At 57.1% G+C, this 26,194-nt stretch carries 20 protein-coding genes and 1 tRNA gene; 19 read left to right on the plus strand and 2 right to left on the minus strand.

Translation table 11 applies throughout. The annotated features are described in order from the left end of the window. Positions 1 to 46: 46 nt before the first annotated feature. From D3871_RS08805 to D3871_RS08815, 3 genes are all read left to right on the plus strand, one after another. Positions 47 to 520, plus strand: a complete 474-nt coding sequence (locus tag D3871_RS08805; protein ID WP_119768545.1) for a putative toxin-antitoxin system toxin component, PIN family — start codon at positions 47 to 49, stop codon at positions 518 to 520. 47 nt (positions 521 to 567) lie between these two features. Beyond that, positions 568 to 1,755 carry a pyridoxal phosphate-dependent aminotransferase gene (locus D3871_RS08810; protein ID WP_420799632.1) on the plus strand — a complete coding sequence of 396 codons (1,188 nt, stop codon included), beginning with the start codon at positions 568 to 570 and terminating at the stop codon, positions 1,753 to 1,755. A gap of 222 nt (positions 1,756 to 1,977) precedes the next feature. Next, entirely contained in the window at positions 1,978 to 3,123 is a 1,146-nt protein-coding gene (locus D3871_RS08815) for an HD-GYP domain-containing protein (RefSeq protein WP_119768547.1), read from the plus strand. A gap of 78 nt (positions 3,124 to 3,201) precedes the next feature. On the opposite strand, the gene D3871_RS08820 is transcribed toward D3871_RS08815, so the two are convergent. Then, complete coding sequence (locus D3871_RS08820; protein WP_119768548.1) at positions 3,202 to 3,849, minus strand: glutathione S-transferase; 648 nt, start codon at positions 3,847 to 3,849, stop codon at positions 3,202 to 3,204. Between the two features lie 176 nt (positions 3,850 to 4,025). On the opposite strand from D3871_RS08820, the gene D3871_RS08825 reads away from it, so the two are divergent. From D3871_RS08825 to D3871_RS08890, 14 genes are all read left to right on the plus strand, one after another. Continuing rightward, positions 4,026 to 4,805, plus strand: a complete 780-nt coding sequence (locus tag D3871_RS08825) for an oxepin-CoA hydrolase, alternative type (RefSeq protein WP_119768549.1) — start codon at positions 4,026 to 4,028, stop codon at positions 4,803 to 4,805. Continuing rightward, positions 4,802 to 5,512: a histidine phosphatase family protein gene (locus D3871_RS08830; RefSeq protein ID WP_233575564.1), complete on the plus strand. Its 711-nt coding sequence runs from the start codon at positions 4,802 to 4,804 to the stop codon at positions 5,510 to 5,512. The genes D3871_RS08825 and D3871_RS08830 overlap by 4 nt, the downstream gene beginning before the upstream one ends. 113 nt (positions 5,513 to 5,625) lie before the next feature. Further along, entirely contained in the window at positions 5,626 to 6,690 is a 1,065-nt protein-coding gene (locus D3871_RS08835) for a phosphotransferase (protein WP_119768550.1), read from the plus strand. Positions 6,691 to 6,736: 46 nt separating this feature from the next. Further along, complete coding sequence (locus D3871_RS08840; RefSeq protein ID WP_119768551.1) at positions 6,737 to 7,999, plus strand: acyl-CoA dehydrogenase family protein; 1,263 nt, start codon at positions 6,737 to 6,739, stop codon at positions 7,997 to 7,999. An 87-nt stretch (positions 8,000 to 8,086) separates the two neighbouring features. Further along, positions 8,087 to 8,779, plus strand: coding sequence for a glutathione S-transferase N-terminal domain-containing protein (locus D3871_RS08845; protein WP_119768552.1), 693 nt, complete (start codon positions 8,087 to 8,089; stop codon positions 8,777 to 8,779). Between the two features lie 116 nt (positions 8,780 to 8,895). Further along, positions 8,896 to 8,972: transfer RNA gene (locus D3871_RS08850), tRNA-Arg, on the plus strand. 370 nt (positions 8,973 to 9,342) lie between these two features. Beyond that, complete coding sequence (locus D3871_RS08855) at positions 9,343 to 10,128, plus strand: methylamine utilization protein (RefSeq protein ID WP_147376762.1); 786 nt, start codon at positions 9,343 to 9,345, stop codon at positions 10,126 to 10,128. Between the two features lie 9 nt (positions 10,129 to 10,137). Further along, the gene (locus D3871_RS08860; RefSeq protein ID WP_119768554.1) at positions 10,138 to 12,528 is read left to right on the plus strand and encodes a putative bifunctional diguanylate cyclase/phosphodiesterase; all 2,391 of its coding nucleotides are present in this window, start codon (positions 10,138 to 10,140) and stop codon (positions 12,526 to 12,528) included. 78 nt (positions 12,529 to 12,606) lie between these two features. Further along, positions 12,607 to 14,037 carry a PAS domain-containing sensor histidine kinase gene (locus D3871_RS08865; protein WP_119768555.1) on the plus strand — a complete coding sequence of 477 codons (1,431 nt, stop codon included), beginning with the start codon at positions 12,607 to 12,609 and terminating at the stop codon, positions 14,035 to 14,037. Positions 14,038 to 14,048: 11 nt separating this feature from the next. Continuing rightward, on the plus strand, positions 14,049 to 14,699 hold the full coding sequence (locus D3871_RS08870; RefSeq protein ID WP_119768556.1) for a response regulator: 651 nt from the start codon (positions 14,049 to 14,051) through the stop codon (positions 14,697 to 14,699). A gap of 141 nt (positions 14,700 to 14,840) precedes the next feature. After that, complete coding sequence (locus D3871_RS08875; RefSeq protein ID WP_233575565.1) at positions 14,841 to 16,619, plus strand: GGDEF domain-containing protein; 1,779 nt, start codon at positions 14,841 to 14,843, stop codon at positions 16,617 to 16,619. Between the two features lie 212 nt (positions 16,620 to 16,831). Further along, positions 16,832 to 18,301 (plus strand): pyridoxal phosphate-dependent decarboxylase family protein, encoded by a 1,470-nt coding sequence (locus D3871_RS08880; protein ID WP_119768557.1) that lies wholly within the window; start codon positions 16,832 to 16,834, stop codon positions 18,299 to 18,301. Then, positions 18,301 to 19,539 carry an ATP-grasp domain-containing protein gene (locus D3871_RS08885; RefSeq protein WP_233575566.1) on the plus strand — a complete coding sequence of 413 codons (1,239 nt, stop codon included), beginning with the start codon at positions 18,301 to 18,303 and terminating at the stop codon, positions 19,537 to 19,539. Before D3871_RS08880 ends, D3871_RS08885 begins: the two co-directional genes overlap by 1 nt. Positions 19,540 to 19,584: 45 nt before the next feature. Further along, the gene (locus D3871_RS08890; protein ID WP_119768558.1) at positions 19,585 to 21,141 is read left to right on the plus strand and encodes a hypothetical protein; all 1,557 of its coding nucleotides are present in this window, start codon (positions 19,585 to 19,587) and stop codon (positions 21,139 to 21,141) included. 150 nt (positions 21,142 to 21,291) lie between these two features. On the opposite strand, the gene D3871_RS29725 is transcribed toward D3871_RS08890, so the two are convergent. Further along, on the minus strand, positions 21,292 to 21,582 hold the full coding sequence (locus D3871_RS29725) for a hypothetical protein (protein ID WP_147376763.1): 291 nt from the start codon (positions 21,580 to 21,582) through the stop codon (positions 21,292 to 21,294). Between D3871_RS29725 and D3871_RS08895 the strand changes: the two genes are divergently transcribed. Both D3871_RS08895 and fliD read left to right on the plus strand, forming a co-directional pair. Further along, positions 21,572 to 23,617 (plus strand): flagellin N-terminal helical domain-containing protein, encoded by a 2,046-nt coding sequence (locus tag D3871_RS08895; RefSeq protein WP_119768559.1) that lies wholly within the window; start codon positions 21,572 to 21,574, stop codon positions 23,615 to 23,617. The genes D3871_RS29725 and D3871_RS08895 overlap by 11 nt on opposite strands. A 211-nt stretch (positions 23,618 to 23,828) precedes the next feature. After that, positions 23,829 to 26,192 carry a flagellar filament capping protein FliD gene (gene fliD, locus D3871_RS08900; protein ID WP_119768560.1) on the plus strand — a complete coding sequence of 788 codons (2,364 nt, stop codon included), beginning with the start codon at positions 23,829 to 23,831 and terminating at the stop codon, positions 26,190 to 26,192. The last annotated feature ends 2 nt before the right edge of the window (positions 26,193 to 26,194 follow it).

Genomic DNA, 26,194 nt, shown 5'->3' on the forward strand with positions numbered 1-26,194 from the left:
GAGCAATGTACACTCTTGAGAGTGTCGCAAGGAAAGAATTTCGGCAATGATACAGAATCGCATCGTCATCGACACAAACGTCTGCCTGGACCTGTTTGTATTTCACGACTCGCGCTGGGCGCAGCTATTGGCGGCGCTGAACGCAGGCGATATAGAGGCGGTAACACGGAGTGACTGCCGTACCGAATGGCTGAAGGTTCTTGAATACCGACATCTGCCGTTGAATGACGAATTGCGACCAGAGGTCATTGCCGCATTTGACCGCTTGATCACCTGCCTTCCGGCTGACTTTAGCTCGGTACGCGCCGAAATCTTGCTTCCGGTCTGCACCGATCCCGATGACCAGAAATTTCTCGAACTGGCACGCGACGCTGGTGCTGCAACCTTGATCACCAAGGACAAAGCGCTTCTCAAGCTGGCAAGAAGAACGGCCAGGGCCGGCATGTTTCAGATCATGCAGCCCGAAAAATGGACAGCCTCGTGGGAAACGATGCAAGCAACGCCAGCCGAGCCTGTATAGAATGGCGTTTTGCCCTGCGCGCACTTTTCAGACTCTCAGATATGACCATGCCGACGCCCGCTTCCCTCGCGCCTGATACCCGACTTATCTCATTGCAATCCCGCCTTCCGAGTGTCGGCACAACGATCTTTACAGTGATGTCTGCGCTGGCAACTGAAAAGGGCGCGGTCAATCTGGGGCAGGGTTTTCCCGATTTCGACTGCGACCCTTCGCTGGTTGATGCCGTCACCGCAGCAATGAAGAATGGGCTGAATCAATACCCGCCGATGGCCGGCATCCCTGCCCTGCGAGAAGCGATTGCTGCAAAAATTGCAAGCATCTATGACCACCGCTATGACGCCGGTACTGAAATTACGATCACCGCCGGCGCGACCCAGGCATTGCTGACAGCCATTCTTTGCACAGTCCACCCCGGCGACGAAGTCCTGATCATTGAACCGGTGTACGACAGCTACGTGCCGGCCATCGAACTGGCCGGCGGCAAGCCGGTATTCGTACAAATGGAAGTCGGCCCGAACGGTTATTCCATCCCTTGGGATAAGGTCAATGCGGCAGTGACGCCGCGCACCCGGCTGTTGATGATCAATTCCCCGCACAACCCAACCGGCTCGGTGCTGCGCGAATCAGACATGCGAGCTCTTTCCGACATCGTGCACAACACCAATATCGCGATCGTCTCTGACGAAGTCTACGAACACATGGTGTACGACGGCGCGCGGCATGAATCGGTATGCCGCTATCCCGATCTGGCTGCACGTTCCTTTGTCGTGTCGAGCTTCGGTAAAACCTATCACGTGACCGGATGGAAAATCGGCTATGTCGCCGCGCCGGCGCATCTATCGGCCGAATTCCGCAAAGTGCATCAGTTCAACGTCTTTACCGTCAATACGCCTGTTCAGCACGGCATCGCACGCTATATGGCCGATCCGGCCCCCTATCTTGACCTGCCCGCCTTTTACCAGCGCAAGCGCGACCTGTTCCGCGACGGCCTGAAAACGAGCCGTTTCACCCTGCTTCCTTCGGATGGCACTTATTTCCAGTGCGTCGACTATTCCGCGATTTCGGATATGCCGGAAGTCGATTTCGCGAAATGGCTGACCAGCGAAATCGGGGTGGCCGCCATCCCGGTGTCAGCCTTCTACAACAGACCCAAGGATTCCTGCATCGTGCGCTTCTGCTTCGCGAAGAAGGATGAAACCCTTCGGATTGCGCTTGAAAAGCTTGCAAGGGTCTGAAAAGTCTCCTAAGCTCCAATCATATAAAGTTGCCGTGTATCAATAGCCATCTTTGATGTGCGTAGTGCCGCGCTCTCCCGCAGCACAAGTGGCTTTTCGCCACCATTTGCTGCGAGCGGCCTGTGGCGTCAGCCTTATCGAAGCAAAGCATCCGGAACAATCGATCGTATGCAAGACCAGCCGTAACCACTCGCGACACCACCACATGGCAGGGGGCAGCAGATGGAACAGCGTCGACTCAGCATGTCCGATATTGCAATTGGCGAGCCACTGCCCTGGGATGTTTTCGGAGAGGGAAACAAGCTGCTGCTTCGGCGCGGACACATCGTTCAGAGCAGCTCGCAGATCGAATCCCTGCTGACGCGCGGGCTCTTTATCGATGCGGGGCACTTTGACCGGCACAATAAGGCGATCAAGGAAGCGCACGCGCTGCGGCAGGATACGCCGTCCGCACTGCGCTTCATCAACCTCGCAAACAAGCGGCTGGAACGCTTGCTCTACAACCTCAACAACGAAGCGGATGCGCCGGCAAAGATTCTCGAAGTCGGCAAGGCTCTGGCCTTCGCGGTCGACATCAATCCCGACATTGTGTTGGCCAGTGTTTTACTCAACCAGCAGGCGTCCAGCTATGCGGTCCGCCACTGCATCGATACGGCTCTCGTAGCCTTGCTGATCGCGCGCGCGATGAACAAATCAGCTGATGAAGCACAGCTCATTACTGCTGCATCACTGACGATGAACATCGGGATGTTGCGCCAGCACGATCAGATGCAAATGAAGCAGGAACCGCTATCCGAGAAGGAAAGTGCATTGATCAAGGCGCATGCGCAGGGTAGCGTCGAAGTTCTCAAAGAGACCGGCGTGTCCGATGCGGACTGGCTCTCGTATGTGCAGCTTCACCATGAAAAAGACGATGGCAGCGGTTATCCAGGCGGGAAGTCCACGGCTGACATACCGCAAAATGCAAGGATTGTGGCGTTTGCGGATCGCTATTGCGCCTGCATTGTCGGCAGGGCTTATCGAAAAACCCTGTCGCCCAACGTCGCATTAAGAGACGTGCTTCTCGCCGGCGGCAAGACCAGCGATCCCCAGCTGGCAGCCCACTTCATCAAGGAAATCGGCACCTATCCGCCAGGCGCCTTCGTGCGCCTGCAAAGTGGAGAAATCGGGGTGGTCACGCGCCGTACGAAGGCCGCTGCTGCGCCGGTCGTGCATGCTTTCATCGGCCCGCGCGGCGCGCCGCTGTCGTTTCCGATTCAGCGCGACACCAGCAAGGAATTGTATGCCGTCCGTGAACTGCTGGCACCGGAACAGGCAATGCTGCGTTTCAGCATGCAGCAGCTATGGGGTAACGAGGCAGCGCTTTAGGAGGCTGGCAGAACCGTTTGAATTTTTCTAAAGCGTTCCTCGTTGCCTTATGCGATAAGCCGCCCTGCTTTGGCTTGCTTACTTCACCATCGACTTCATCATTTCTTGGTTGAGCTTTCGATCGGCGTTGACACGCTGTGCGGACGGACGCTCGCTCAGCATCTTGACGTATTCGCGCGTCGGCAATTCGGCAAGCAAGTCTTCTCCATAGATCACTTTTGACGCCATGCTGACGAGCGGCAGGTGAACCATGCCGGCGCAATCCGCCATCGTGAATTCCGCTCCGGCGATGTAGGGAAAAAACTTGACCAGCGTTCCGAACGCCTTGGCATTGCGAGCCAGCAGTTTACGCGTGCGTTCCTTGACTTCATCCGACACCTTGCCGCCAAAGAAAGCTTCCGCATAGAGTTCGCGCGCAACCAGTTCCAGATGCAACTCCATGAAGGTGATGATTTCGCGTACCTGAGCCGCGGCAAACGGGTCGGCAGGTATCAAAGGCTTTTCCGGATAGGCGGACTCCAGATAGTCCAGCATGACCTGAGATTCACGCAACCGGCCGTGCTCGGTTTCAAAGAAAGGGATCTTGCCCAAGGGCGAGCGCGCCATAAGTTCTGGCGCACGATTGGTCCAGACCAGTTCTTCTTCAAAGTCGATGCCCTTTTCAAGCAAGGCCATCTTTACCTTGTTGTAGTAATTGCTGGCGGCGAATCCACATATTTTTAACACACTGTCTCCTTGTTTCTGAATGGTATGGGTCGAAACAGCTTACCGCAGTTTTTGCGATATTGCCGCTGGATCGACGTTCGCGACATATTTCGGCAATAATAGAAAACAAATTTCACTCTTCATTCCCTGCCCGGCCTGGCCCTGCGGGCATCATTCCGATAAACAAGCCTTCTGCCATGTCCGCCGAACTCCAAGCATCCCGCCAAGACGCCACCCTTATCCTGACCATTTCCAATCCGGGTGCGCGCAATGCACTGCACCCCGACATGTATGCGGCAGCCATAGAAACCCTGTCTACCGCCGAACGCGACGACTCCATCCGTGCCGTCGTACTGACGGGCGCTGATGGCTTTTTCTGTTCCGGCGGCAATCTGAACCGGCTGCTTGAAAACCGAAGCAAGGATAAGTCGGTCCAGGCAGAGTCGATCGATAACCTACATGGATGGATAGAAGCAATCCGCGATTGTCCCAAACCGGTTATTGCCGCCGTCGACAACACCGCTGCCGGCGCCGGCTTTTCATTGGCCCTTGCCTGCGACATGATCGTCGCAGGGGCATCGGCAAAGTTTCTCATGGCCTATGTCAAGGTCGGCCTGACGCCGGATGGGGGCGGCAGCTGGTTCCTTTCACATGCCTTGCCGCGCCAGCTTGCAGCCGAAGTCCTCATCGAAGGCAAACCGATCACGGCGGAACGGCTGCATCAAGTCGGCGTGGTCAATCGTCTCGTTCCGGACGGCACCGCACTGGACGCCGCACTCGCCTGGGCCGATGAACTCGCCCAACTGTCGCCGAACTCTGTCGAGCGCATCAAGTCTCTGACACATGAGGCGCAGCGCAATACGCTGGCTCAGCATTTCGAATCCGAAAAACGGCACTTTGTCGAAAGCCTGCACCATCGCGATGCGCTTGAAGGCATCAGTGCATTTCTCGAAAAACGGACACCCCGCTACAAATGACTTCACAACACAGACGGCGCATCTACCTGATGCGTCACGGCAGCGTTACTTACTTCGACGAACAGGGCAAACCTTTTCTACCGGAACAGGTGCCTCTCAATGAGCTTGGACGCGAACAAGCCGCCGCCGCTGGCCGCGTATTTGCCCAGGAAAAACTGCATTTCGACCGCGTGATCGTATCCGGCCTGCCGCGCACCGTCGAAACGGCAACCCGGGTGCTTGCCGAAACCGGACAGCAGATCGAATTGGAACGCTGGCCCGAACTCGTAGAGCTGCGCGGAGGCAAGCTGTCGGCAATACCGGATGAAAGTTTGAAAGAGGCATTCGTCGGCGCATTCGATGGCGTCGTGCCCGAAGACCGAAAATTTCTTGAAGGTGAATCGATCGGCCAGTTGATGGACAGGGTGCATCCCTGCATCGACCGCCTGCGCGAAGACAAGTCCTGGGACACGGTCCTGCTGGTCCTGCATGGCGGCGTCAACCGCGCCATCCTGTCCTATGCATTGACCAACCAGAGAATATTCCTGGGCAATCTTGCGCAGACCGCCGGCTGCATCAATGCGATCGACGTCGGCGCTGTGCATGCGGACTGGGTGGTGCGGGTGATGAACTACTCGCCGATCTCGACGCTGCAGGGCGAGTCGCGCCATACGACGATGGAAGTCTTGCTCGATCAATACCTAAAATCGCGCAACCGCCAGTCATAAGCGAAGAATGTTTTACGCATCTCCGGCAAATGAAAATAGAATAGTACGGTCGTACGATTTTAGCGGTAGAATGTGTCGATAACAATTTTCCCGCGGCTTGCAAAGGAGACGAGATGTTTGAAGAGTACATGGGTACGAGGCCAGTGTCGGACCGTCAGAAATTCGACGTTGGCGCCATGCAGGAATACATGCGCCGGCACGTCGAAGGTTTTTCCGGCGACCTGAGCGTCGAGCAGTTCAATGGCGGACAGTCGAACCCGACGTTCAAGCTGACGGCCGACGGCAAGCGTTATGTCTTGCGCACCAAGCCAGGCCCTGCGGCCAAACTGCTCGCTTCTGCCCACGCGATCGACCGCGAATTCCGTGTAATGAATGCGCTCAACAAGGCTGGCTTCCCGGCAGCAAAACAGTATGCGCTGTGCACCGATGAGTCCATCATCGGCCGTGCTTTCTACATCATGGATTTCGTTGACGGACGCGTGTTGTGGGACCAGTCGCTGCCCGGCATGAGCAACAGCGAACGCGCTGCCATTTACGACGAAATGAATCGTGTGATCTCTCAGCTGCACACCGTCGATTATGCGGCCATCGGCCTCGCCGATTACGGCAAGCCCGGCAATTATTTCGTCCGTCAGATCGACCGCTGGACCAAGCAATACAAGGCGTCCGAAACGGAAAAGATCGACGCGATGGATAAGTTGATCGAATGGCTGCCCAACAATATCCCACCTGGCGACGATACCAGCATCGTGCATGGAGACTATCGCCTCGACAACATGATTTTCCATCCGACCGAGCCGCGCGTCCTGGCTGTGCTGGACTGGGAACTGTCGACGCTTGGTCATCCGCTGGCCGACTTTTCCTACCACTGCATGAGCTGGCATATTCCGCAGGGACAGTTCCGCGGCATCGGCGGGCTCGATCACAAATCGCTCGGCATTCCAAGCGAGGAAGAATACATCGCGAAGTATTGCGAGCGTACCGGCAAGACCATACGCAAGGAAGATTTCAACTTCTACCTGGCGTACAACATGTTCCGCATGGCAGGCATCCTGCAAGGCATCATGAAACGCTATGTGGATGGCACGGCATCGAGCGAGCAAGCACTGAAGTCCGGCAAATCCGCGCGGCCCATGGCTGAGATGGGCTGGGACTATGCTTCCGGCAAAAATGATTAAGCGAAAACCTAGGACGTAAACACAGGGACCAACCCGAGGAGACATGATGGAATTCGAGTATTCAGATCGTTGCAAGCAGTTGCAGGAAAAGCTGTTGAAGTTCATGGATGAGCACATCTATCCGAACGAAAAAGCCTTCGATGAAGAGGTGGACCGCAATGGCCGTGAAAAAGGCAATCGCTGGATTCCGACACAGCTGATTGAAGACTTGAAGCCGAAGGCACGCGCCGCCGGATTGTGGAACCTCTTCCTGCCCAAGTCGACCCGCGCACCTGAAGGCCTGTCGAATCTCGATTACGCTCCACTGTGCGAAATCATGGGACGCGTCTCTTGGGCACCCGAAGTCTTCAACTGCGCCGCGCCGGACACCGGCAACATGGAAACCATCGAGCGTTACGGCACCGAGGAACACAAGCGCGAATGGCTGGAGCCGCTGCTGCGCGGCGAGATCCGTTCGGCATTTGCGATGACGGAGCCGGCAGTGGCCTCTTCCGACGCAACCAATATCGCGACGCGCATCCAGCGCGACGGCGACGAGTATGTCATCAATGGCCATAAGTGGTGGATTTCCGGCGCAGGCGATCCGCGCTGCAAGGTCTTCATCCTGATGGGCAAAACCGATCCGGATGCACCGCGCCATTCGCAGCAATCGATGATCCTGGTGCCGCGCGACGCCAAGGGTGTTACCATCAAGCGTCCGCTGCCGGTATTCGGTTATGACGATGCGCCGCACGGCCATTGCGAAATCCTGTTTGAAAACGTGCGCGTACCTGCTTCCAACATTCTGCTCGGCGAAGGCCGCGGTTTCGAAATCGCGCAGGGTCGCCTTGGGCCTGGCCGCATCCACCATTGCATGCGCGCCATCGGCGTGGCGGAACGGGCGCTTGAGTACATGTGCAAGCGCCTGAACGATCGCGTGGCGTTTGGCCGCAAGGTGTCGGAGCAAAGCATATGGCATGAGCGCATCGCCGAGTCGCGCATCATGATCGACACCGCCCGCCTGCTGACCCTGAAGGCTGCCTACATGATGGATACCGTGGGCAACAAGCATGCAAAGGCCGAGATCGCGATGATCAAGGTGCTCGCCCCTAACGTGACGCAACAGGTGCTCGACTGGGCAATCCAGGCGCATGGCGCCGGTGGCGTTTGCGACGACTTCCCGCTCGCCGGCCAGTGGGCAGGCAACCGGACCCTACGTATTGCGGACGGCCCGGACGAGGTCCATCGCAATTCGATCGCGAAGCTGGAACTGGCGAAGCACATGGCGATTCCTTCGCGCGATACCGAGCTTCCGATTACCCGCTCCTGATTCTGCAGTAGCCGCTCTGCAAGGACTGTCGAATCGCTGCATAATCCGTGCAGCATTTGACAGTCCAACAACATCGCAGGAGCGAAGATGATCGACGTTTATTCCACGGCCACCCCAAACGGCCACAAAGTCCACATCATGCTGGAAGAGTGTGGCCTCCCCTACCAGGTCCACCATATCAACATCGGCGAAGGCGACCAGTTCAAGCCTGAGTTTCTCGCGATCTCTCCCAACAATAAAATTCCTGCGATCATGGATTCCGACGGTCCGGACGGCAAGCCGATTTCTTTGTTTGAATCGGGCGCTATCCTGGTCTACTTGGCCAGCAAGGTCGGCAAATTCCTTGGCAATACCGACCGCGAAAAATTCACGACTCTGCAATGGCTGATGTTCCAGATGGGCGGTGTCGGTCCCATGCTCGGTCAGGCGCATCACTTCCGCATCTATGCGCCGGAAAAAATCGACTACGCAATCAACCGCTATACCAATGAGGCCAGACGCCTGTATGGCGTAATCGACAAACAGGTATCGAAGACCGGTTACCTCGCCAGCGATGAATACACGATTGCCGATATTGCGACTTTCCCTTGGCTGCGCTCATGGAAAAACCAGGGCATCGAATGGGAAGATTTTCCGAATACGAAACGCTGGTTCGATGAAATCAGTGAACGCCCGGCAGTGAAACGCGGTGTCGAGGTGTTGGCCAGTTTGCGCAAACCACTGGTGGATGACAAGTCGAAAGAAATATTGTTTGGGTCAACCCAATATCAGAAGCGCTAGGAAGATGCTTGTTCACTGCCCGCCCTCGGTTCTGAAAGTGTACAAGGGAGCAATATAAAAATGCTTCTGGAGGGGCTTCCAAAGTTTGTTGAATGGGTGCTATAATTTTGTTTTTCGCGGCTGTAGCTCAGCTGGATAGAGTACTTGGCTACGAACCAAGGGGTCGTGGGTTCGATTCCTGCCAGCCGCACCAGTATAACGAGGGGTTAGATCGCAAGATCTAACCCCTTTCTGGTTTACAGGCATGCTTGAGCGGTTGAAGATTCAATACGGCCAAGTAACTGCAACTGTAATTGCATCACATCGCTTGTTTCCAAGCTTCCCTTCTGGTCAGGCGCGTCGCTCTATCTTCTGATCACAGTCACCACAAATCAAATCAAGAGACAAGATTTCTCTGCGCTTTTTCGGCCTCCCTTTCCTGGCAGCGATTAAATTTCAAAAGCTTGTGATAAAGTCGCTCCCAGTATTGCAAATCAGAATGCCCTCAATGTGCCGCCACGCTTTCAGGATATCGACCATAAACGCTCCCGTTCACAATGTTGCGGCTCAGTCAGATAAATGCATTGTTCCCGGCTTTCAAGATTTGGCGGAATCTCTTCCTTACTACTCATCCATGCTTTATCGGCTTGGTCGCCTTTCGCGCGCTAGTTGCACCCACGCTCGATGAACCGCGATACCGTAAGCAAATGAGCAATTTTTCTATTCCGTCAGCGCATACGTTCCTGTCACGTTTCCGGATGCCGCGCACGCTGCTAGCCCTTGTACTTATTTTCCTGTTCGCTTCAGGCATTGCGAACTCTCATGCCGCCTCCGCATCAGTTCAGGTTTTTGGTGCTACAGGCGCGGCATTGCCTGATGTCGCAGTATATGCAGAGCCGCTATCAGGACCGGCGCTGCCAAAGTCCCAAAAGACTGTCGATATTGAACAAAAAGGACGTAAATTTCTGCCGCCCATGACTGTGATTCAGGTTGGTACAAATATTTCATTCCCCAACAACGATACGGTTCGCCATCATGTCTATTCGCTTTCGCCCGCCAAGGTATTCGACTTGAAGCTGTATGCCGGCGAGCCGGAAAACCCGGTCAACTTCGACAAGCCTGGGACGGTCGTCATCGGCTGCAACATTCATGACCAGATGGTCGCCTATATCCACGTCGTTCCCACACCCTACTTTGCCAGGACTGACACATCCGGCAAGGCAAGACTTGACGGTCTTGCTCCCGGCAAGTACCGGCTGAAGACATGGCATGCCAACCTGCCTCCAGCTGCGCCAATACCGGAGCAGCAAATCACGCTGACTGCGAGCGACGCGGTCACAAACTTCACCGTCAACATGAACGCCAGATAGGAAAGTCTCATGCGCTTGCGCAGTCTTGAAAGCCGCATCGTCATCCTGTTTCTTGTGCTCATACTCGCGGTGCAGCTCGCCGGTTTTTTTGCAATCCAGACCGGCATTCGCGAAAACGCGCAATTGGCGATACGCGACGAACTTCAGATCGGCGAACGCGTGTTCGGGCGTCTGCTCGATCAATATGCTCAAAAGCTGATCCAGGGTGCGCGGCTGCTCGCATCCGATTACGGTTTCAAGCAAGCGATCGGCAGCAACGACAGGGAGACGGCTGAATCCGCGCTCGCCAATCACGGCGACCGCATCGAAGCGTCGCATGCACTCCTGATCGGACTGGACCGCAGCATCAAGGCATCCACTGCCGCAACGCCAGGTGTGGACCTGGAGAAGTCTATTCTGCACTTGGTCGACCAGGCGGAGCAGACTGGCAGCGCGGCAGGAACCGGCATCGTCGACAATCGCCCTTACCAGATTGTCGTAGTCCCGGTAAAGGCGCCCATCACCATCGGCTGGGTTGCGATGGCGTTTGCGATTGAAGAACGAATAGCCGCTGACATGCGCGAGCTGTCCTCCCTGCAGGTATCCATCCTGAGCAGCCGGACCGACGGTACCTGGGTGCTTGACGTGTCGACCTTGTCCCCCACCGAGGCTTCTATTCTTGCCCCTCAGTTACGCGGCATGCCGGCCAATACCAAGTTTCTGCCGCAACTAACTCTGGGCGACAGCGACTTCAGCACACGTATCGTGCAACTCGCACAGAATTCCGGACAACAAGTCATCGTCGTCCTCCAGCGCTCCGTCAGTGAAGCGGTGGCGCCGTATCGGCGGCTGCAAATCAACCTGCTCATCCTTACGGCCATTGGCATTGCAGTGGCGGTAGTCGGCAGCGTGTTCGTGGCCAAACGCATTACCGGCCCGCTGCGAAAGCTGGGTGAGACCGCAAAACGTCTTGGCGCGGGTGACTATCGCGGACAAATTGAAATGCGCCGCGATGACGAGATCGGCGAGCTGTCGCAAGCCTTTGCGCGGATGCGTGACGGCATATCGAACCGCGAACTTGAAATTCGCCGCCTGGCGTATTGGGATACGCTCACGGACCTGCCGAACCGCGCGCAGTTTGCCAACCTGCTTAATGAAGCAATTACTGATGCGCGCAAGCGGCATGGATCCTGCCATGTGCTCATGATGGACCTCGATCGTTTCAAGCACGTCAACGATGTGATGGGCCACAGCTTTGGCGATGCGCTGCTGCGTCGTGTCGCCGAGCGTCTCCAGGCACAACTGACCAGCCCGGTGCACCGGCTCGCGCGCCTCGGCGGCGACGAATTCGCCCTGCTCCTGCCCGGCACGGACGTCCATGAAGCACGCGAACTTGCCTGCCGCATCCTGACGTCGCTCGAAATGCCTATATCGCTGGAAGACCAGAATGTCGACCTTGGCGCAGGAATCGGCATCGCCGGATTCCCCAGCCACGGCACCGATGCCGAATCCTTGCTGAGCCGGGCGGAAGTCGCCATGTATGCGGCAAAAAACGGCGGCAACGAAGCGGTTGTTTACGATCCAGCCATCGACAAGTCCAGCCAGGAAAGTCTGTCGCTCCTCAGCGAATTGCGCCGTGCCGCCGAGGAAAACCAGTTCCGCCTGTATGTACAGCCCAAGGTCATGCTAGGCACCGGCGAAGTTGTCGGCATCGAAGCCCTGGTGCGCTGGGTGCATCCCGAACGCGGCATGGTCTTCCCTGACAACTTCATTCCGTTCGCAGAAAAAACCGGATTCATCCGTACGCTCACCCGATGGGTGATCGAGCAATCCGCAGCCTTGTGCAGCCAGCTTGAGGCGAGCGACATCAAGCTGCGCGTATCGGTTAATCTTTCCACGCGCGACCTGCTGGACCAAGAGTTGCCGGCAAAATTTGCCGCGGTGCTCGCGCGACATGCCCTGGCCCCGTCATCGTTCTGCCTCGAAATTACGGAAAGCGCAATCATGGACGATCCGGTCCGTGCGCAACAGACACTCGAAGGCTTGCACGCCATGGGTGTCGACCTCTCGATCGACGACTTCGGAACTGGATATTCTTCTCTGGCTTACCTCAAGCGCCTGCCCGTTCACGAATTGAAGATCGATAAATCCTTTGTGCTGAAAATGGAAAACGATCCGGACGATGCAAAAATCGTTCGTTCCACCATCGATCTTGGTCATAACATGGGGCTAAAAGTAGTTGCGGAAGGTATAGAGACCTTGGGAGCATGGGAATTGCTCGCCGCCATGGGTTGCGATCAGGGGCAAGGTTACTTCATCGGCAAACCCATGCCAGCAGAGCAATTTGCGGACTGGCTGCAACGATGGAAGTCGCCGTTCAATGGCGTGAATACCGCTACCGGTTTGCGCGTTGCCAGCTGATCGCAACCTGCAAGCATTGTGACCGGCACAAAATGCGCATAGGCACGAGTTCAAAATACACATGGAAAAACCTTCGACATGATGCAAGCGGAATGGCTTCCCATCCTCATGCAGGGCTCGTTCAGCGAAATCTACATCGTAGACTGCGCCAGCCTGCGTTTTATTCAGGTCAATCAGACCGCGCGCCGAAACCTGCGTTACACCTGTAGCGAACTGCAAGCGCTGTCCATGACCGACCTCGCACCCGACATGTCGGTCGACACGCTTGAACAAGTTCTGCACCCTTTGCGTTCTGGCGAGAGCCAGCGCGCGGAATTCGAAACCACGCATGTGCGCAAGGACGGCTCGACCTATCCTATCGAGTTTCGCGTCTTTTTTTGTGCCGCCGATTCCGGTGCGTCGTATATCGCAATCGGCAACGATCTGAGCGCGCGGCAGGCGTCGGCAACGGCCTTAAGCATTTCCGAAGCGCGCTTCCGCGCCATCGTGTCCAATACGCCCGGGCTCGTGTATCAATTCCTGCAGCGGCCGGACGGCAGCATAAGCTTTCCCTACCTGAGTGAAGGCTGCCATGCCCTGCTGGGGATTACCGTGGAACGGCTGCGCACCGAGTCGTCATTGTTTCTTGATCTCATACTGCCGGAAGACCAGGCATCCTATCTTGAATCGATGCAGGCTTCGTCGACCAGCATGAAGGCATGGAACTGGGAAGGCCGGATCTGGATCGAAAAATGGCACGACATCAAATGGATCAATCTGCGCTCCACACCACGTGCCCTGCCCGGCCAAGGCATACAGTGGGAAGGCATCATGACCAACATCACCGAAAGCAAGCTGGAACAGGCGGAAATCGAGCGTTCGCGCGCGCAGCTTGCCGAATTGTCGGCACATGTGGAAACGGCCAAGGAAAACGAACGCACACGTATCGCCCGCGAAATTCATGATGATCTGGGTGGCAACCTCACCGCGATCAAGATGGCGCTTGCCCTGTTGACGAAACGCCTGCCGAACGACGCCATGCTTGCTGAAAAAACCGACTATGTCGATGCGCTGGTCGACCGCACCATCGAAGCCATCCACCGCATCTCGGTCGATCTGCGGCCGGGCATGCTGGATTTCGGTATCGTTGCCGCAATCGATTGGCAATCGAAGGAATTTGAAAAACAACTCGGCATTCCCTGCAAGTTCTCAAGCAGCAAAAAAGAGATACCGCTGCATCCTGATCAGGCCACCGCGCTGTTCCGGATTTTTCAGGAAGCCCTGACCAATATCGGCAAGCATGCCGACGCAAGCATGGTGACAGTACGCCTGACACGCACCAATCGCAGCGTACGGCTGGAAGTCACCGATAATGGACGCGGCATTGATGCAGCCGACCGCATGAAGCCGAAGTCCTTCGGCATACGCGGCATGATCGAACGCGCCAATGCCCTAGGCGGCCAGTTGTCGGTATCGAACGCGGCCAGCGGCGGCACCGAACTGACATTGCGTATCCCGCTCACCCAATAACACACAACACCATGAGCGCACACCAGCCCATCAGAATCATCATTGCCGACGACCACGCGATTGTGCGCGAGGGCTTGAAACAGATCCTTGCCGACAGCGACGACATGATCGTGTCCGGCGACGCCGAGAGCGGTACGGACGCGATCAAGCTCGCACGGCGCGGCGATGCCGACGTACTCCTGCTGGATATTTCCATGCCCGACCGCAGCGGCATCGAAGTGCTCAAGCAGATCAAAAAAGAAGCACCGAAGCTCGCCGTCCTGATGCTGTCCATGCATCGCGAAGACCAGTATGCAATTCGTTCACTCAAGGCGGGCGCATCCGGCTATCTGAACAAGCAAAGCGCGCCGGCGGAACTCGTCGACGCCATTCGGCTGGTGGCTTCCGGTCGCAAGTACATCAGCCCGGCGCTGGCGCAGGAGCTCGCCAATCAGGTCGGCGACGAAAACCGGGACATCCCCCCGCACGAAACGCTTTCCGATCGCGAGTACCAGACGCTGGTGATGATCGCATCGGGAAAAACGGTCAGTGACATTGCCGGTGAACTCTCGCTCTCGGTCAAGACGATCAGCATGTATCGCTCACGCCTGTTGCAAAAAATGAAACTGCGCCATAACGCCGAACTGACGCATTACGCGATCAAAAACCATCTGGTCGAATGAAACGACATGGCAGCCGGCCCTTTGCTGTCAAAAACACAAAACAAGCAACTTTTTGATTCTCTATTGCATCACTAAAATGCTGTGGCAAGCGATACTATCGTTCGATGCCGGACTTTATCTGAATCGGCCGCGAAAGTACGTATGCAAGACAGTGAAAAAAAGCCGGAGCTGCAAAGCCCCACCGATATTGCCCGTGAAGCGTTTCGACGACTGGCCGTGCGCCGCATTGCGCCGACGCCGGATGCGTATCGCGACATCTACGAAGAAATTGCCGGTGCAAAGACCATAGCGGGTCCCGAAAAGATTCTTGCCGAATTTGCCACGAGCCTGTCCGGCGCTTCCACGGAACTGGCCCGGCTGGCGAATAATTTCAAGCGTGCGCACGACAAGCGCGATTGGGATGGCTACAGCGCACAGCTTTCGCAACTTATTGAACGGCATCTGAATCCAAAGACCACAACCGCAAAACCGGATACAGCGACTGTTCCACCGGCGGCGGCGGCCTCGGCGTTGAAATCCGCCGGCATACCTCTGGTGGATACTCCCGCAGCCGCTCCCCTCAGATCCCGCGATATCGCGCTGGTCGATATGGTCGCACCGCCCGTGCGGAAATCCGCAGGCGTCGCGCTGGTCGATATGCCTTCGGCCACTCCCATGCCGAAGGCCGCTGCGCCGACACCAGCCGCATTGCCGGCAGCTCCGGTGGCAACCGAGAGCCGGCAATTGCGCCTGTTGCGCGAACTGCTGGTGCGCACCTTGACCCTTGCCCTTGGCTCCCTGCTGCGCAATGCGCCGGAACTCGCCGAAGAATCCGAAATGCTTGCTTCTTCCGCGCGCAACGCCACCACGGAACCGGCATTGAACGATATCAGCGCCCGTCTCAAGCAGCTTTGTTTTCGCATCGAACTGAAAGCCGACGATCTGGCCGAGGAACACGAGCTGCTGCTGCGCCTGTTCCAGCTTCTGCTGGAAAACATCGGCGAGCTGCTGGAAGATGATTCCTGGCTCAGCGGTCAGCTTGCCAACGTTCAGGATTTGCTGTCCGGGCCACTAAGCCGCAGCGCCCTGCTCGATGCCACGCGCAGCCTGAAGGAAGTGATCTATAAGCAAGGCGTGCTCAAGCACAGCCTGAAAGAGGCGAAGGTCACCGTCAAGAACATGATGATCACCTTTATCGATCGTCTCGGCGAAGTCGCGACCAGCACCGGCGACTTTCACAAGAAGATGGGTAACTATTCGCAAAAGATCAGCCAGGCCAAGGACATCATCGAACTGAACCACATCCTGGAAGACGTCATGCGCGACACGCGCCTGGCCCAGACGGAAGTGCTGCGCTCGCAGGAAGACATCATCGCCGCCAAGCAAGAGGTGCAGGAAGCGGAAGCACGGATCGAGCAACTGGAGTCCCAGCTTGAGCAGATGAGCGAGCTGGTACGCGAAGACCAGCTGACCGGCAGCCTGAACCGCCGAGGCCTTGACGACGCCTATGAGCGCGAGGTTGCCCGTTCGACGCGGCGCAAGACGCCGCTCTGCGTCGCGCTGCTCGACCTCGACGATTTCAAACGCCTCAACGATACCTATGGACACACGGCCGGCGATGGCGCGCTGATTCACCTGGTGCGCGTCATCAAGGAAACCCTGCGCACAATGGATGTCATTGCCCGTTTCGGCGGCGAAGAATTTTTGATCGTCCTGCCCGACACGCCGCTTGAAGAAGCGGTACAAACCGTGACTCGGCTGCAGCGGGAACTGACCAAGCGGATTTTCATGCATGACAATCAAAAGCTGTTGATCACTTTCAGCGCCGGCGTGGCCTTGCGCAATGACGATGAAGAACAGACCGACCTGATCAAGCGCGCCGATGAAGCACTGTATGAAGCCAAACGCGCAGGGAAAAACCGGGTTGTGGCGGCGAGGTAGCGCTAGCGAACGCAAAAATATTGGTATAACACCAAGACTCTTGCGTAGTCTCTCTATCGATGTACGCCGTTCGTTTCTTGTCTAATGCACTATTTAACCGCTGCATACACCCCATCTCCCGCAAAACCGCGCGGAAAACCCTCATATTCCCGTTTTCCATTTCGGCTCCAGCAACGATAATGGACGGCGAAATTACTTCTTGCAGGAAAAGAATGCAACAGCCATCTCCGCACACGCTCGATCCGTCCGATTGGGATGAATTGCGCGCCCAGGGACATCGTATGCTTGACGATATCTTCGACTACATGCAGCAGTTTCGCGAACGCCCCGTATGGCAGGCAGCACCAGCCGAAGTCCGCGATCGCTTCAAGGAAGGTCTGCCCTATGCGCCTTCCTCGCTCGACACAGTGCATCAAGGTTTTCTGCAGGACGTTCTGCCCTATGCGATAGGCAATGCGCATCCGGGTTTCATGGGATGGGTACAGGGAGGCGGCACGCCGGTCGGCATGCTCGCGGAAATGCTCGCTGCAGGCATCAACGCCAATGTCGGCGGGCGGGAGCAGATTCCGGTCGAAGTCGAACGCCAGATCCTGCGCTGGGTGCGTGAGCTGTTTAGTTTTCCAGAGACCGCGAGCGGCATCTTCGTCACCGGCACATCGATGGCCAACCTGATCGGCGTACTGGTGGCCAGAACCGCTGCGCTCGGCACCGGCGTGCGCAAGAGCGGCCTTGCGGCAAGCGGCACGCGGCTCGTCGCCTACGCCTCCAAGGCCGCGCATGGCTGCGTCGCGCAGGCAATGGACTTGTCCGGCCTGGGACTCGATGCCCTGCGTCCGATTCCCTTCGACCGGCGCGGTGAAATGGACTTGACTGCCCTGCAGCACGCCATCGACGAAGACAGGCGCAAGGGTTTCACGCCATTTCTTATCGTCGGCACCGCAGGTGCGGTCGACACCGGCGCGGTCGACGATTTGTCGTCCATCGCAGACATAGCTGAGCGAGAAAAGCTCTGGTTCCATGTCGACGGTGCTTATGGCGCGCTCGCCATCATGGCGCCCGATATCGCGCCGCGACTCGACGGCATAGAACGCGCGGATTCGATTGCATTCGACTTCCATAAATGGGCACAGGTACAGTACGACGCTGGCTTCATCCTGGTACGCGACGGTGCGATGCACTATGACACTTTCGCATCCCCTGCCGCTTATCTTCAGCGCGAAACACGCGGTATGGCAGCGAACTCGCCATGGCCATGTGACTTCGGCCCCGACCTGTCGCGCGGATTCCGTGCACTCAAGACCTGGTTCGCCATCAAGACCTACGGCATTGACCGTCTGGGACAGGTCATCTCCGGCACATGCGCACTGGCGAAATATCTCGGCCAGCGCATTGCGTCCGAACCGGAACTTGAATTGCTCGCTCCGGTTTCATTGAGCATCGTCTGCTTCCGCTATCGCTGCGACAGCACTGACGACGCAGACAGGATCAACAACGACATTGTCATTGCCCTGCAGGAATCGGGCATTGCGGCGCCCTCAACCACCATTATCGACGGCAAGCTTGCAATCCGCGTCGCGCTCTTCAATCATCGTACCAACGTCGGCGATGTCGATGCCTTGCTCAAGGCGACACTGCAGTTCGGTCGGATGGAAACCGTTCGTACAGAAAGCGCAGCATTGTGATGCAATCCATTCAAGCTCCAGACACCGCAATGCCGGAGACCCGTGCGCCGCTGATCGGCCTTGCGCCATTGATGCGCCAGGCATTCTCGGGGGTCGATCTCAAGCCGCTGGGATCCCAGCTGATCGAGCGCTCTACCCGATTCCCCGATGACGCCCACACGCTGATGGACTTGTCGACGGTGCTGCAATTGACCGGCAACCGCGATATTGCGCTGGCGATGCAGGTGCAAGCGCTGGCATTGCAACAGATCTACCGCATTCCCGCAGCCACGCCCGAACCGGCAATCCGCCTGCTGGCCGTCATGGCGCCCGGCGATCTGATGGCCAATACACCACTGGAATTTCTGCTTGAACAGTCGGATGTCACACTCGACATGCTGTACCTGACGCCCAACATGGATGCTTTGCCGGAATTGCCTGAGCATGACGTCATGTTTGTCGCTGTCGGTGAATCGGACGACAACCGGAACCTGCTTGAACAACTGGCTGCGGTAACGCCGCACTGGCCGCGGCCGGTGCTCAATGCCCCCGACCGTATTGCAAATCTGTCGCGTGACCGTGCATGCGCCCTGCTCGGCGATGCGCCCGGCATCGCCATGCCGAGGTCGGTTCGCATTCCGCGCGGTCTGCTGGAACAGATTGGCGCGGACGCTATTCCCATCGGCGGCATCCTCGATGACGGACAGTTTCCCATCATCGCGCGCCCGGTAGGATCGCACGCCGGCCATGGCCTGGACAAGCTTGAGCATCCGGAAGACATCAAGGCTTATCTGGCCGCGAACGACAGCAATGAATTCTATGTCGCGCGCTTCGTCGATTATCGCAGCGAGGATGGACTGTTCCGCAAATACCGCATCATCCTCATTGAAGGAAAACCCTACGTCAGCCATATGGCGATTTCTTCGCACTGGATGATTCATTACCTCAATGCCGGCATGACCGACAGCGCAGACAAGCGCGCCGAAGAAGAAGCTTTCATGGCCGGATTTGAAAGCGGATTCGCGGTGCGTCACGCGCAAGCCTTCGCGGAGATCCGCACGCGACTGGGACTGGACTACGTAGGCATCGATTGCGGCGAAACCAACGACCGGCGCCTGCTGATCTTCGAAGCCGATAGCGACATGATTGTCCATGCGATGGACCCGGTCGACATGTTCCCCTACAAGCAGCCGCAGATGCGCAAGCTGTTTGCGGCTTTTCGGCAAATGCTTGGCAATGTGGCAGCACGGACGGTCTGATATTGAACGTCGAACGAACATGCATGCGACTGGTAGAGCTCCAATATGAAGCTCGCTGATCCGGCATCGCCTTGCACGTTTGCCGATGCATCGCTGCCCCCGGTTTCGCAGTTGCTGGCAAGCGGTGGTGACGCCCGGATCGCCATCGGCCCCGGTGGAGCAAACAGATACGGATGCAGGCCCGCACCCGACAGCCGATTGCTGGCATTCGGATCCTCGACTGCGTCCACGATTTCGGAAGCCGGTTTTATTGCGGCAAGCGCTTTGCGCAAAAAATTGCAGGCTGATCACGCGCTCGCGCCGGCAACCGTATATGCACGGGAGCTTGAACGCATACGCAGCGAACTGGGCGGTTTATGCGGGTTCGGCACAGGCCTTGAACCGGACATGATCTTCGCCGCTTCCGGAACAGACTTGCATCTCATTGCGGCCAGCCTTGCTCTTCGTGATCGGACGCAACCCCTCGATGTCATTATTGCCGGCGTCGAGGAAACCGGACGCGGCGTGCCGATGGCGGTCACAGGGCATCATTTTTCATCCTCCTCCGCGCTGGGACAACAAGTCGTCGAAGGTACATCCTGCCTCGACGCCCCCATCCAGCTGCATACGGTGCCGGTACGCAATGCTGACGGCACACCTCGCAATGCAGCGGAGATCGATTGCGAGATCGAGAATCTGGCTCGTCAGGCTATCACCCTTTACCACCGTGTCCTTCTTGTCGTCGTCGACGTCTCGAAGACCGGCCTGGTTGCTCCCAGCCCTTCATGCGCGATTGCCTTACGCAACGCATTTCCGGAATCGATAGATCTGATGGTCGATGCCTGCCAGTTCCGGATCAGTTCTGCAACACTGCAAAACTATCTCGGAAACGGTTTCATGGTCGCACTGACGGCTTCAAAGTTCTTGACCGGCCCCACATTTGCCGGGGTGCTCATGGTCCCCGATGGCGTGGCGTCAGGCATACGACGTCAACTGCCGTCGGAGGGAATATCGAATTACTCATCGCGTGCCGACTGGCCAGTCGACTGGTACGGTGCGGATCGTTTGAACAGTACCGCCAACTACGGCCAGCTGCTCAGATGGGAAGCCGGCCTTGCCGAATTGCGCCGCTTCGCCGCGGTACCGGAAGCCCGCGTTACCGCCATTCTTGAATCGTTTTCCAACGCGGTTATCGCCCGGCTTCAAGGCGACCCTCGCTTCGAGCCGCTTGCAGTACCAGCACTCGATCGAGGGCATGTTGCATCGTCCGGATGGGATTGCAAACAAACGATCTTTCCATTTCTTCTATACGCCGCAGAAAAATGTGGCCGCCGCCCGCTCTCATGCGAGGAAGTAGCTCTGGTTTATCAGCGTATCGGTCAGGCGCGAGACAAAGCTTTCGCAAACGGCAACGAGCGTCCAGGGTGTGAAATCGGCCAGCCGGTCGCTGTTGGCATGCGTGACGGCACCGAAGTCAGCGTCCTGCGCATCTGTATGAGCGCAAGACTGGTTGCAGATGCCGGCTTGGCAGGCAACGAGGAGGCCGTAATCAACAATGCAATGCGCGTACTGGATGAAGTCGCTGCATTGATCTCTTGCCAGCTTGGTCACGCCAGTTCTTGATATCAAAAACCTAATTCTCCATATAGCAGAACGCCTTAACGGCACCATTTCCAAATACTTTAGGCATGCGGAGAATTTTTATTTTTTCCGCTCATCGTCCACCTGAAGACCACGCCTGATCTCCCAAGCGCCCTACTTGGGAAGAACCGCTCAATCAGCGCTCGGAACCGCCCAAAAACTTAGCTCCGGCGCGGGATGGCAAGGAAAATAATTTCTTTCGACGCTAAAGAAAACCCATGCTTGTCCGATGAAGCAAGTGCCCGGCGCAAAGTCGGCAAGACCGGAAAAATAAAAGTTAAATTTGTCGCTAAAGTTTTTCCAGTCTTGATCGATAACGGTAACAACAGCGGTTGAATGCCTCGGCTGAAAGAGGCAAAGCAAGCTGGAACGAGCCAGCCGGGAATTATCCGATCCATACAGGAGAATTAATATGTCATCCATGATCAACACCAACATTGCGTCCCTGAATGCACAGCGGAACTTGTCCTCTTCGTCCAGCTCGCTGACGACCGCTCTGCAGCGTCTGTCTTCCGGTCTGCGCATCAATAGCGCGAAGGATGACGCGGCTGGCCTGGCAATTTCCCAGCGTATGTCTTCGCAGATCGGCGGCCTGAGCCAGGCAGCACGTAATGCGAACGACGCGATTTCCCTGGCTCAGACAGCTGAAGGTGCGTTGTCCGGCATGTCCGACAACTTGCAACGTCTGCGTACACTGGCTGTTCAGTCGGCTAACGCGACAAACTCCGACTCCGACCGCGCAACAATCCAGACAGAAGTTGCTTCGCTGGTCGCTGAAATCGGCCGTGTCGCACAGACCACGGAATTTAACGGAATCAAGCTGCTTGACGGTTCGTTCACATCCCAAGCGTTCCAGGTCGGCGCGAATGCCAACCAGACAATCTCCATTTCGATGGACAATGCTTCCACCAGCAAACTCGGAAGCACTCAGGCTTCGTCCCTGACCGCATCGAACAACGGCACAGCGCTGGCAAGTGCAGATCTGACGATCAATGGCGTGGCAATTGGCGCTTCGGTGGCGGCTTCGGACAATGCTTCGACCGCAGGCGCCTCTTCAAGTGCGATTTCCAAAGCCGCAGCAATTAATGCAGCATCGGCACAAACCGGCGTAACAGCAAAGGCCGACGTCAATACGGTGGCCGGCGCATCCATGACCGGTACGGCGGGAACCGGCACCATCACGATTAATGGAAAAACAAGCGGTACGATCACGCTGGGAACAGATACCGCCGCAAATCGTACAGCTGTGATTTCTGCAATCAACGCAATGTCTGGACAGACCGGCGTCGTTGCAACGGACACGGGCGCTGACGGCAGCGGCATCTCCCTCGCAGCTGCCGACGGCCGCAACGTGGCGGTATCCTTCAGCTCCGCTTCCGGTACCTTTACATCGGCCACTACCGGCGTGACCTCCGGCACTGGCTACGGCACATACACACTGTCCTCCACCAAAGCAATCACCGTCTCCGGCGCCGCATCGAAACTCGCCAATGCCGGCGTGACCGCAGGCACATACGCGACACAGACTGCTTATGCGTCGACAACCGCAAATACAACTACTGCGGCTTTCGCTTCCGGCGATATCAAACTGAATGGCGTCATTATCGGCGCCTCGCTTGCAGCTTCGGATAAGTCGTCCACGACAGACCAGGCCAAGAGCGCGATCTCGAAGGCGGCGGCGATTAACGCCGTGAGCAGCCAGACAGGCGTGACCGCGACTGCAAATGCAACAACGGTGAGCGGTGCCGCGATGACGGGCGCTGCAGGCACAGGTACATTTACCATCAACGGCGTCACTACCGATTTGGTTACCGTTACGACGGATGCACAGGCCAGCCGCACCGCAGTAATCAATGCAATCAATGCAAAGAGCGGTCAGACAGGTGTTGTGGCGGTTGATGGCGGCGCGGACAGCTCCGGCGTCACACTGATTGCCCAAGATGGCCGTAACGTCGCGTTGACTGCAAGCCAGTCCTCCGGCTCGTTTGCTTCGGCCACTACCGGCGTCACGCTGACAGCGACAACCTACGGCACCTTCACATTGAACTCCGCCAAGTCGTTCAAGGTTGAAGCAGGATCGACGGCTTCGATGTCCAGCCTCGGTATGCTGAATGCCGGTACCTACGGCGCAGGCAAGAGCGGCCAGGCATTGTCTACCATCGACGTGTCCACGGCTTCCGGCGCGAACGATGCGATTACGGCGATCGATAATGCGATTTCGACAATCAACACCAGCCGCGCGAATCTCGGTGCGATCCAGAATCGCTTCACATCGACGATCTCCACGCTGCAGTCGACATCGGAAAACCTGACAGCCGCGAAATCGCGTATCACCGATGCCGACTTCGCCGCTGAAACTGCAAATATGACCCGCGGTCAGATTCTGCAGCAGGCTGGTACTGCGATGCTGGCCCAGGCCAACGGCCTCCCGAACGGCGTGCTGGCTCTGCTCCGCTAATCAGGAAGCGGCAGCTAATGCAGCAACAAGCCCGGCCGGAAGTTTCGGCCGGGTTTTTTTATAGTTGGAACAATGACGTCCTGGTTGATCTTAAGGAAGGCAGTCGAAACAATGCGCTGATCGCATAAAAGCCTTATTCCCGGATTACAGACCAGCCGTTTAAAGATATAGTTCTAGCTGGAAAAGTATTGAAGCATCTAAGGAGGAAAGCATGGCTATGTCGTCAGCTGGTGTCGGCGCAAATCTCGATGTAGCGGGACTTGTCTCCAAACTAATGGCCGTCGAAAGCCAACCGCTAACCACCCTGCAAAAGAAAGAAGCCAGCTATCAGGCAAAACTGACCGCTTATGGAAGCCTCAAGGGCGCCCTGTCTTCGTTCCAGTCCTCCATCTCGGGCTTGAGTGACGTGTCGAAGTTTCAGTCACTCACCGCGTCGGCATCGGATTCCAGCATTCTGTCCGCCTCCTCTACCAGCGCGGCAAGCCCCGGCAATTACACCGTTTCGGTCAGCGCGCTTGCTCAGTCGCAAACCATATCGAGCGCGGGCCAGGCTAGCACCACCGCTGCCATTGGCGGCGCAGGCACGACGACACTGACCTTTCAGTTTGGAACCATCAGCGGCGGTTCGCTTGCAAGCGGCACCTATACCGGCGCGTCGTTTGCACAGGATGCAACACAGGCAACCGGGTCCGTCGTGATCAACAACTCGAATAATTCGCTGCAAGGCATCCGCGATGCGATCAATTCGGCGGGTGTCGGCGTCACGGCGTCAATCGTCAACGACGGAAATCCCACCACACCGTATCGGCTGCTGATCACCTCCAACAGCACCGGCCTGTCCAAGAGTATGAAGATCACGTCGGACGGCGGCGATGCATCGATTTCCAGCCTGTTGAGTTACGACCCGGCGGGTACGCAAAACCTGACACAGACTTCGGCCGCGCAGAATGCTGCGCTATCGGTTAACGGCCTTGCCATCAGCAGCGCATCAAACTCGGTAACCGGCGCGATCAGTGGTGTGACGCTCAACCTGACAAAGGCGGGAAGCACGAACCTGTCAATCGCGAACAACACGTCCGCAATCGCTTCCGCGCTGCAGTCGCTGGTGCAGTCATATAATTCGATCAACACCACGCTCAATACGCTGACCCGCTATAACGCCACCACCAAGCAAGGCGGCCTGCTGATGGGAGATGCATCGATGCAGATGATCCAGTCCCGGATCCGAAGCACACTTTCCGGTGCGCTGAGCGGGCTTGGCAGCAACACGCTGACCAATCTTAGTCAGGTCGGCCTTTCGTTTCTGAAGGACGGCACCCTGTCACTCGACAACGCCAAGCTGCAATCGGCCTTGTCCAGCAACTTCGGTGATTTTGCTTCTCTGTTCGCGTCGTTCGGCAAGGCAACGGACAGTCTGACCAGTTATGTCAGCGCGACGGGTAACACCAAGGCGGGCAGCTATGCGGTAGAGGTTACAACGCTTGCGACACAAGGAAAGGTGACCGGATCGGCGCCGGCCACTCAGGCACGGCTGACGGGGTCCGCTGCGGCCGATCTGACGGTAACGGCAGGCGTAAACGACAAGTTACTGGTCTCGGTGGATGGCGGCAGCGCAATCTCCGTTACGCTCACTCCCGGAGCACCTTACGCCAACGCCGACGCACTGGCCGCCCAAGTCCAGGCCGATATCAATACTGCTCTAACTGCCGCAAGCCAGACAGGCCAGGTAACCGTGACCCAAAGCGCCGGCCGACTCAGCATAACGTCTAACGCATTCGGCTCGGCCTCCGCGGTGAGCGTCACGGACGACGGGGGATTTCCCGGCAATACCGGCGCTACCAGTTTGCTCGGAGGCGCACCGACGACGTCCTCGGTCGCAACCATCAAGACCGGGGTCAACGATCAGCTTTCGCTGGGCGTCAATGGAACCACTGCGACCATTACCCTGGCAGCGGGTACCTACACGGCAAGCACGCTCGCCGCGCTGATCCAGTCGACAGCAAATGCCGCGACGAGCTTTACCTCAGCCGGCATCGCGGTAACCGTGTCCGAGTCGGCCGGAGTGCTCACCGTGAACTCCAATCGCTACGGCGTCAGTTCCGCAGTAAGCATTGCCGGCGGGTCCGGCGCCGCCAACTTGTTTGGCGCCAGCCCATCGGCAACCATCGGCGCAGATATCGTCGGAAAGATAAACGGCGTCGCCGCTACGGGTTCGGGCCAGCTTCTTACAGGCGCAACTGGCAACGATGCCGAAGGTCTGCGGGTGCAGGTCGTCGGCGGAATACCCGGCGCACGCGGCACAGTCAATTTTTCGAAGGGTTATGCGTACAACCTGAACAAGCTCCTCGATGACGTATTGTCCAGCACGGGATCAATTGCCAATAGCACGACCAGTGTCAACAATAATATTGCGGATTTGCAGAAGCGTGCCACGGCACTGAACGTACAACTGGCGGCGACTGAGAAGCGTTATATGGCACAGTTCACCTCATTGGATACCTTGATCAGCAAGATGAATGCCACGAGTAGTTTTCTGACGCAACAACTAGCTAACCTTCCAAAGATTGAAGGGTAAAA

It is taken from the genome of Noviherbaspirillum saxi (genome assembly GCF_003591035.1).
Taxonomy (GTDB): Bacteria; Pseudomonadota; Gammaproteobacteria; order Burkholderiales; family Burkholderiaceae_D; genus Noviherbaspirillum; species Noviherbaspirillum saxi.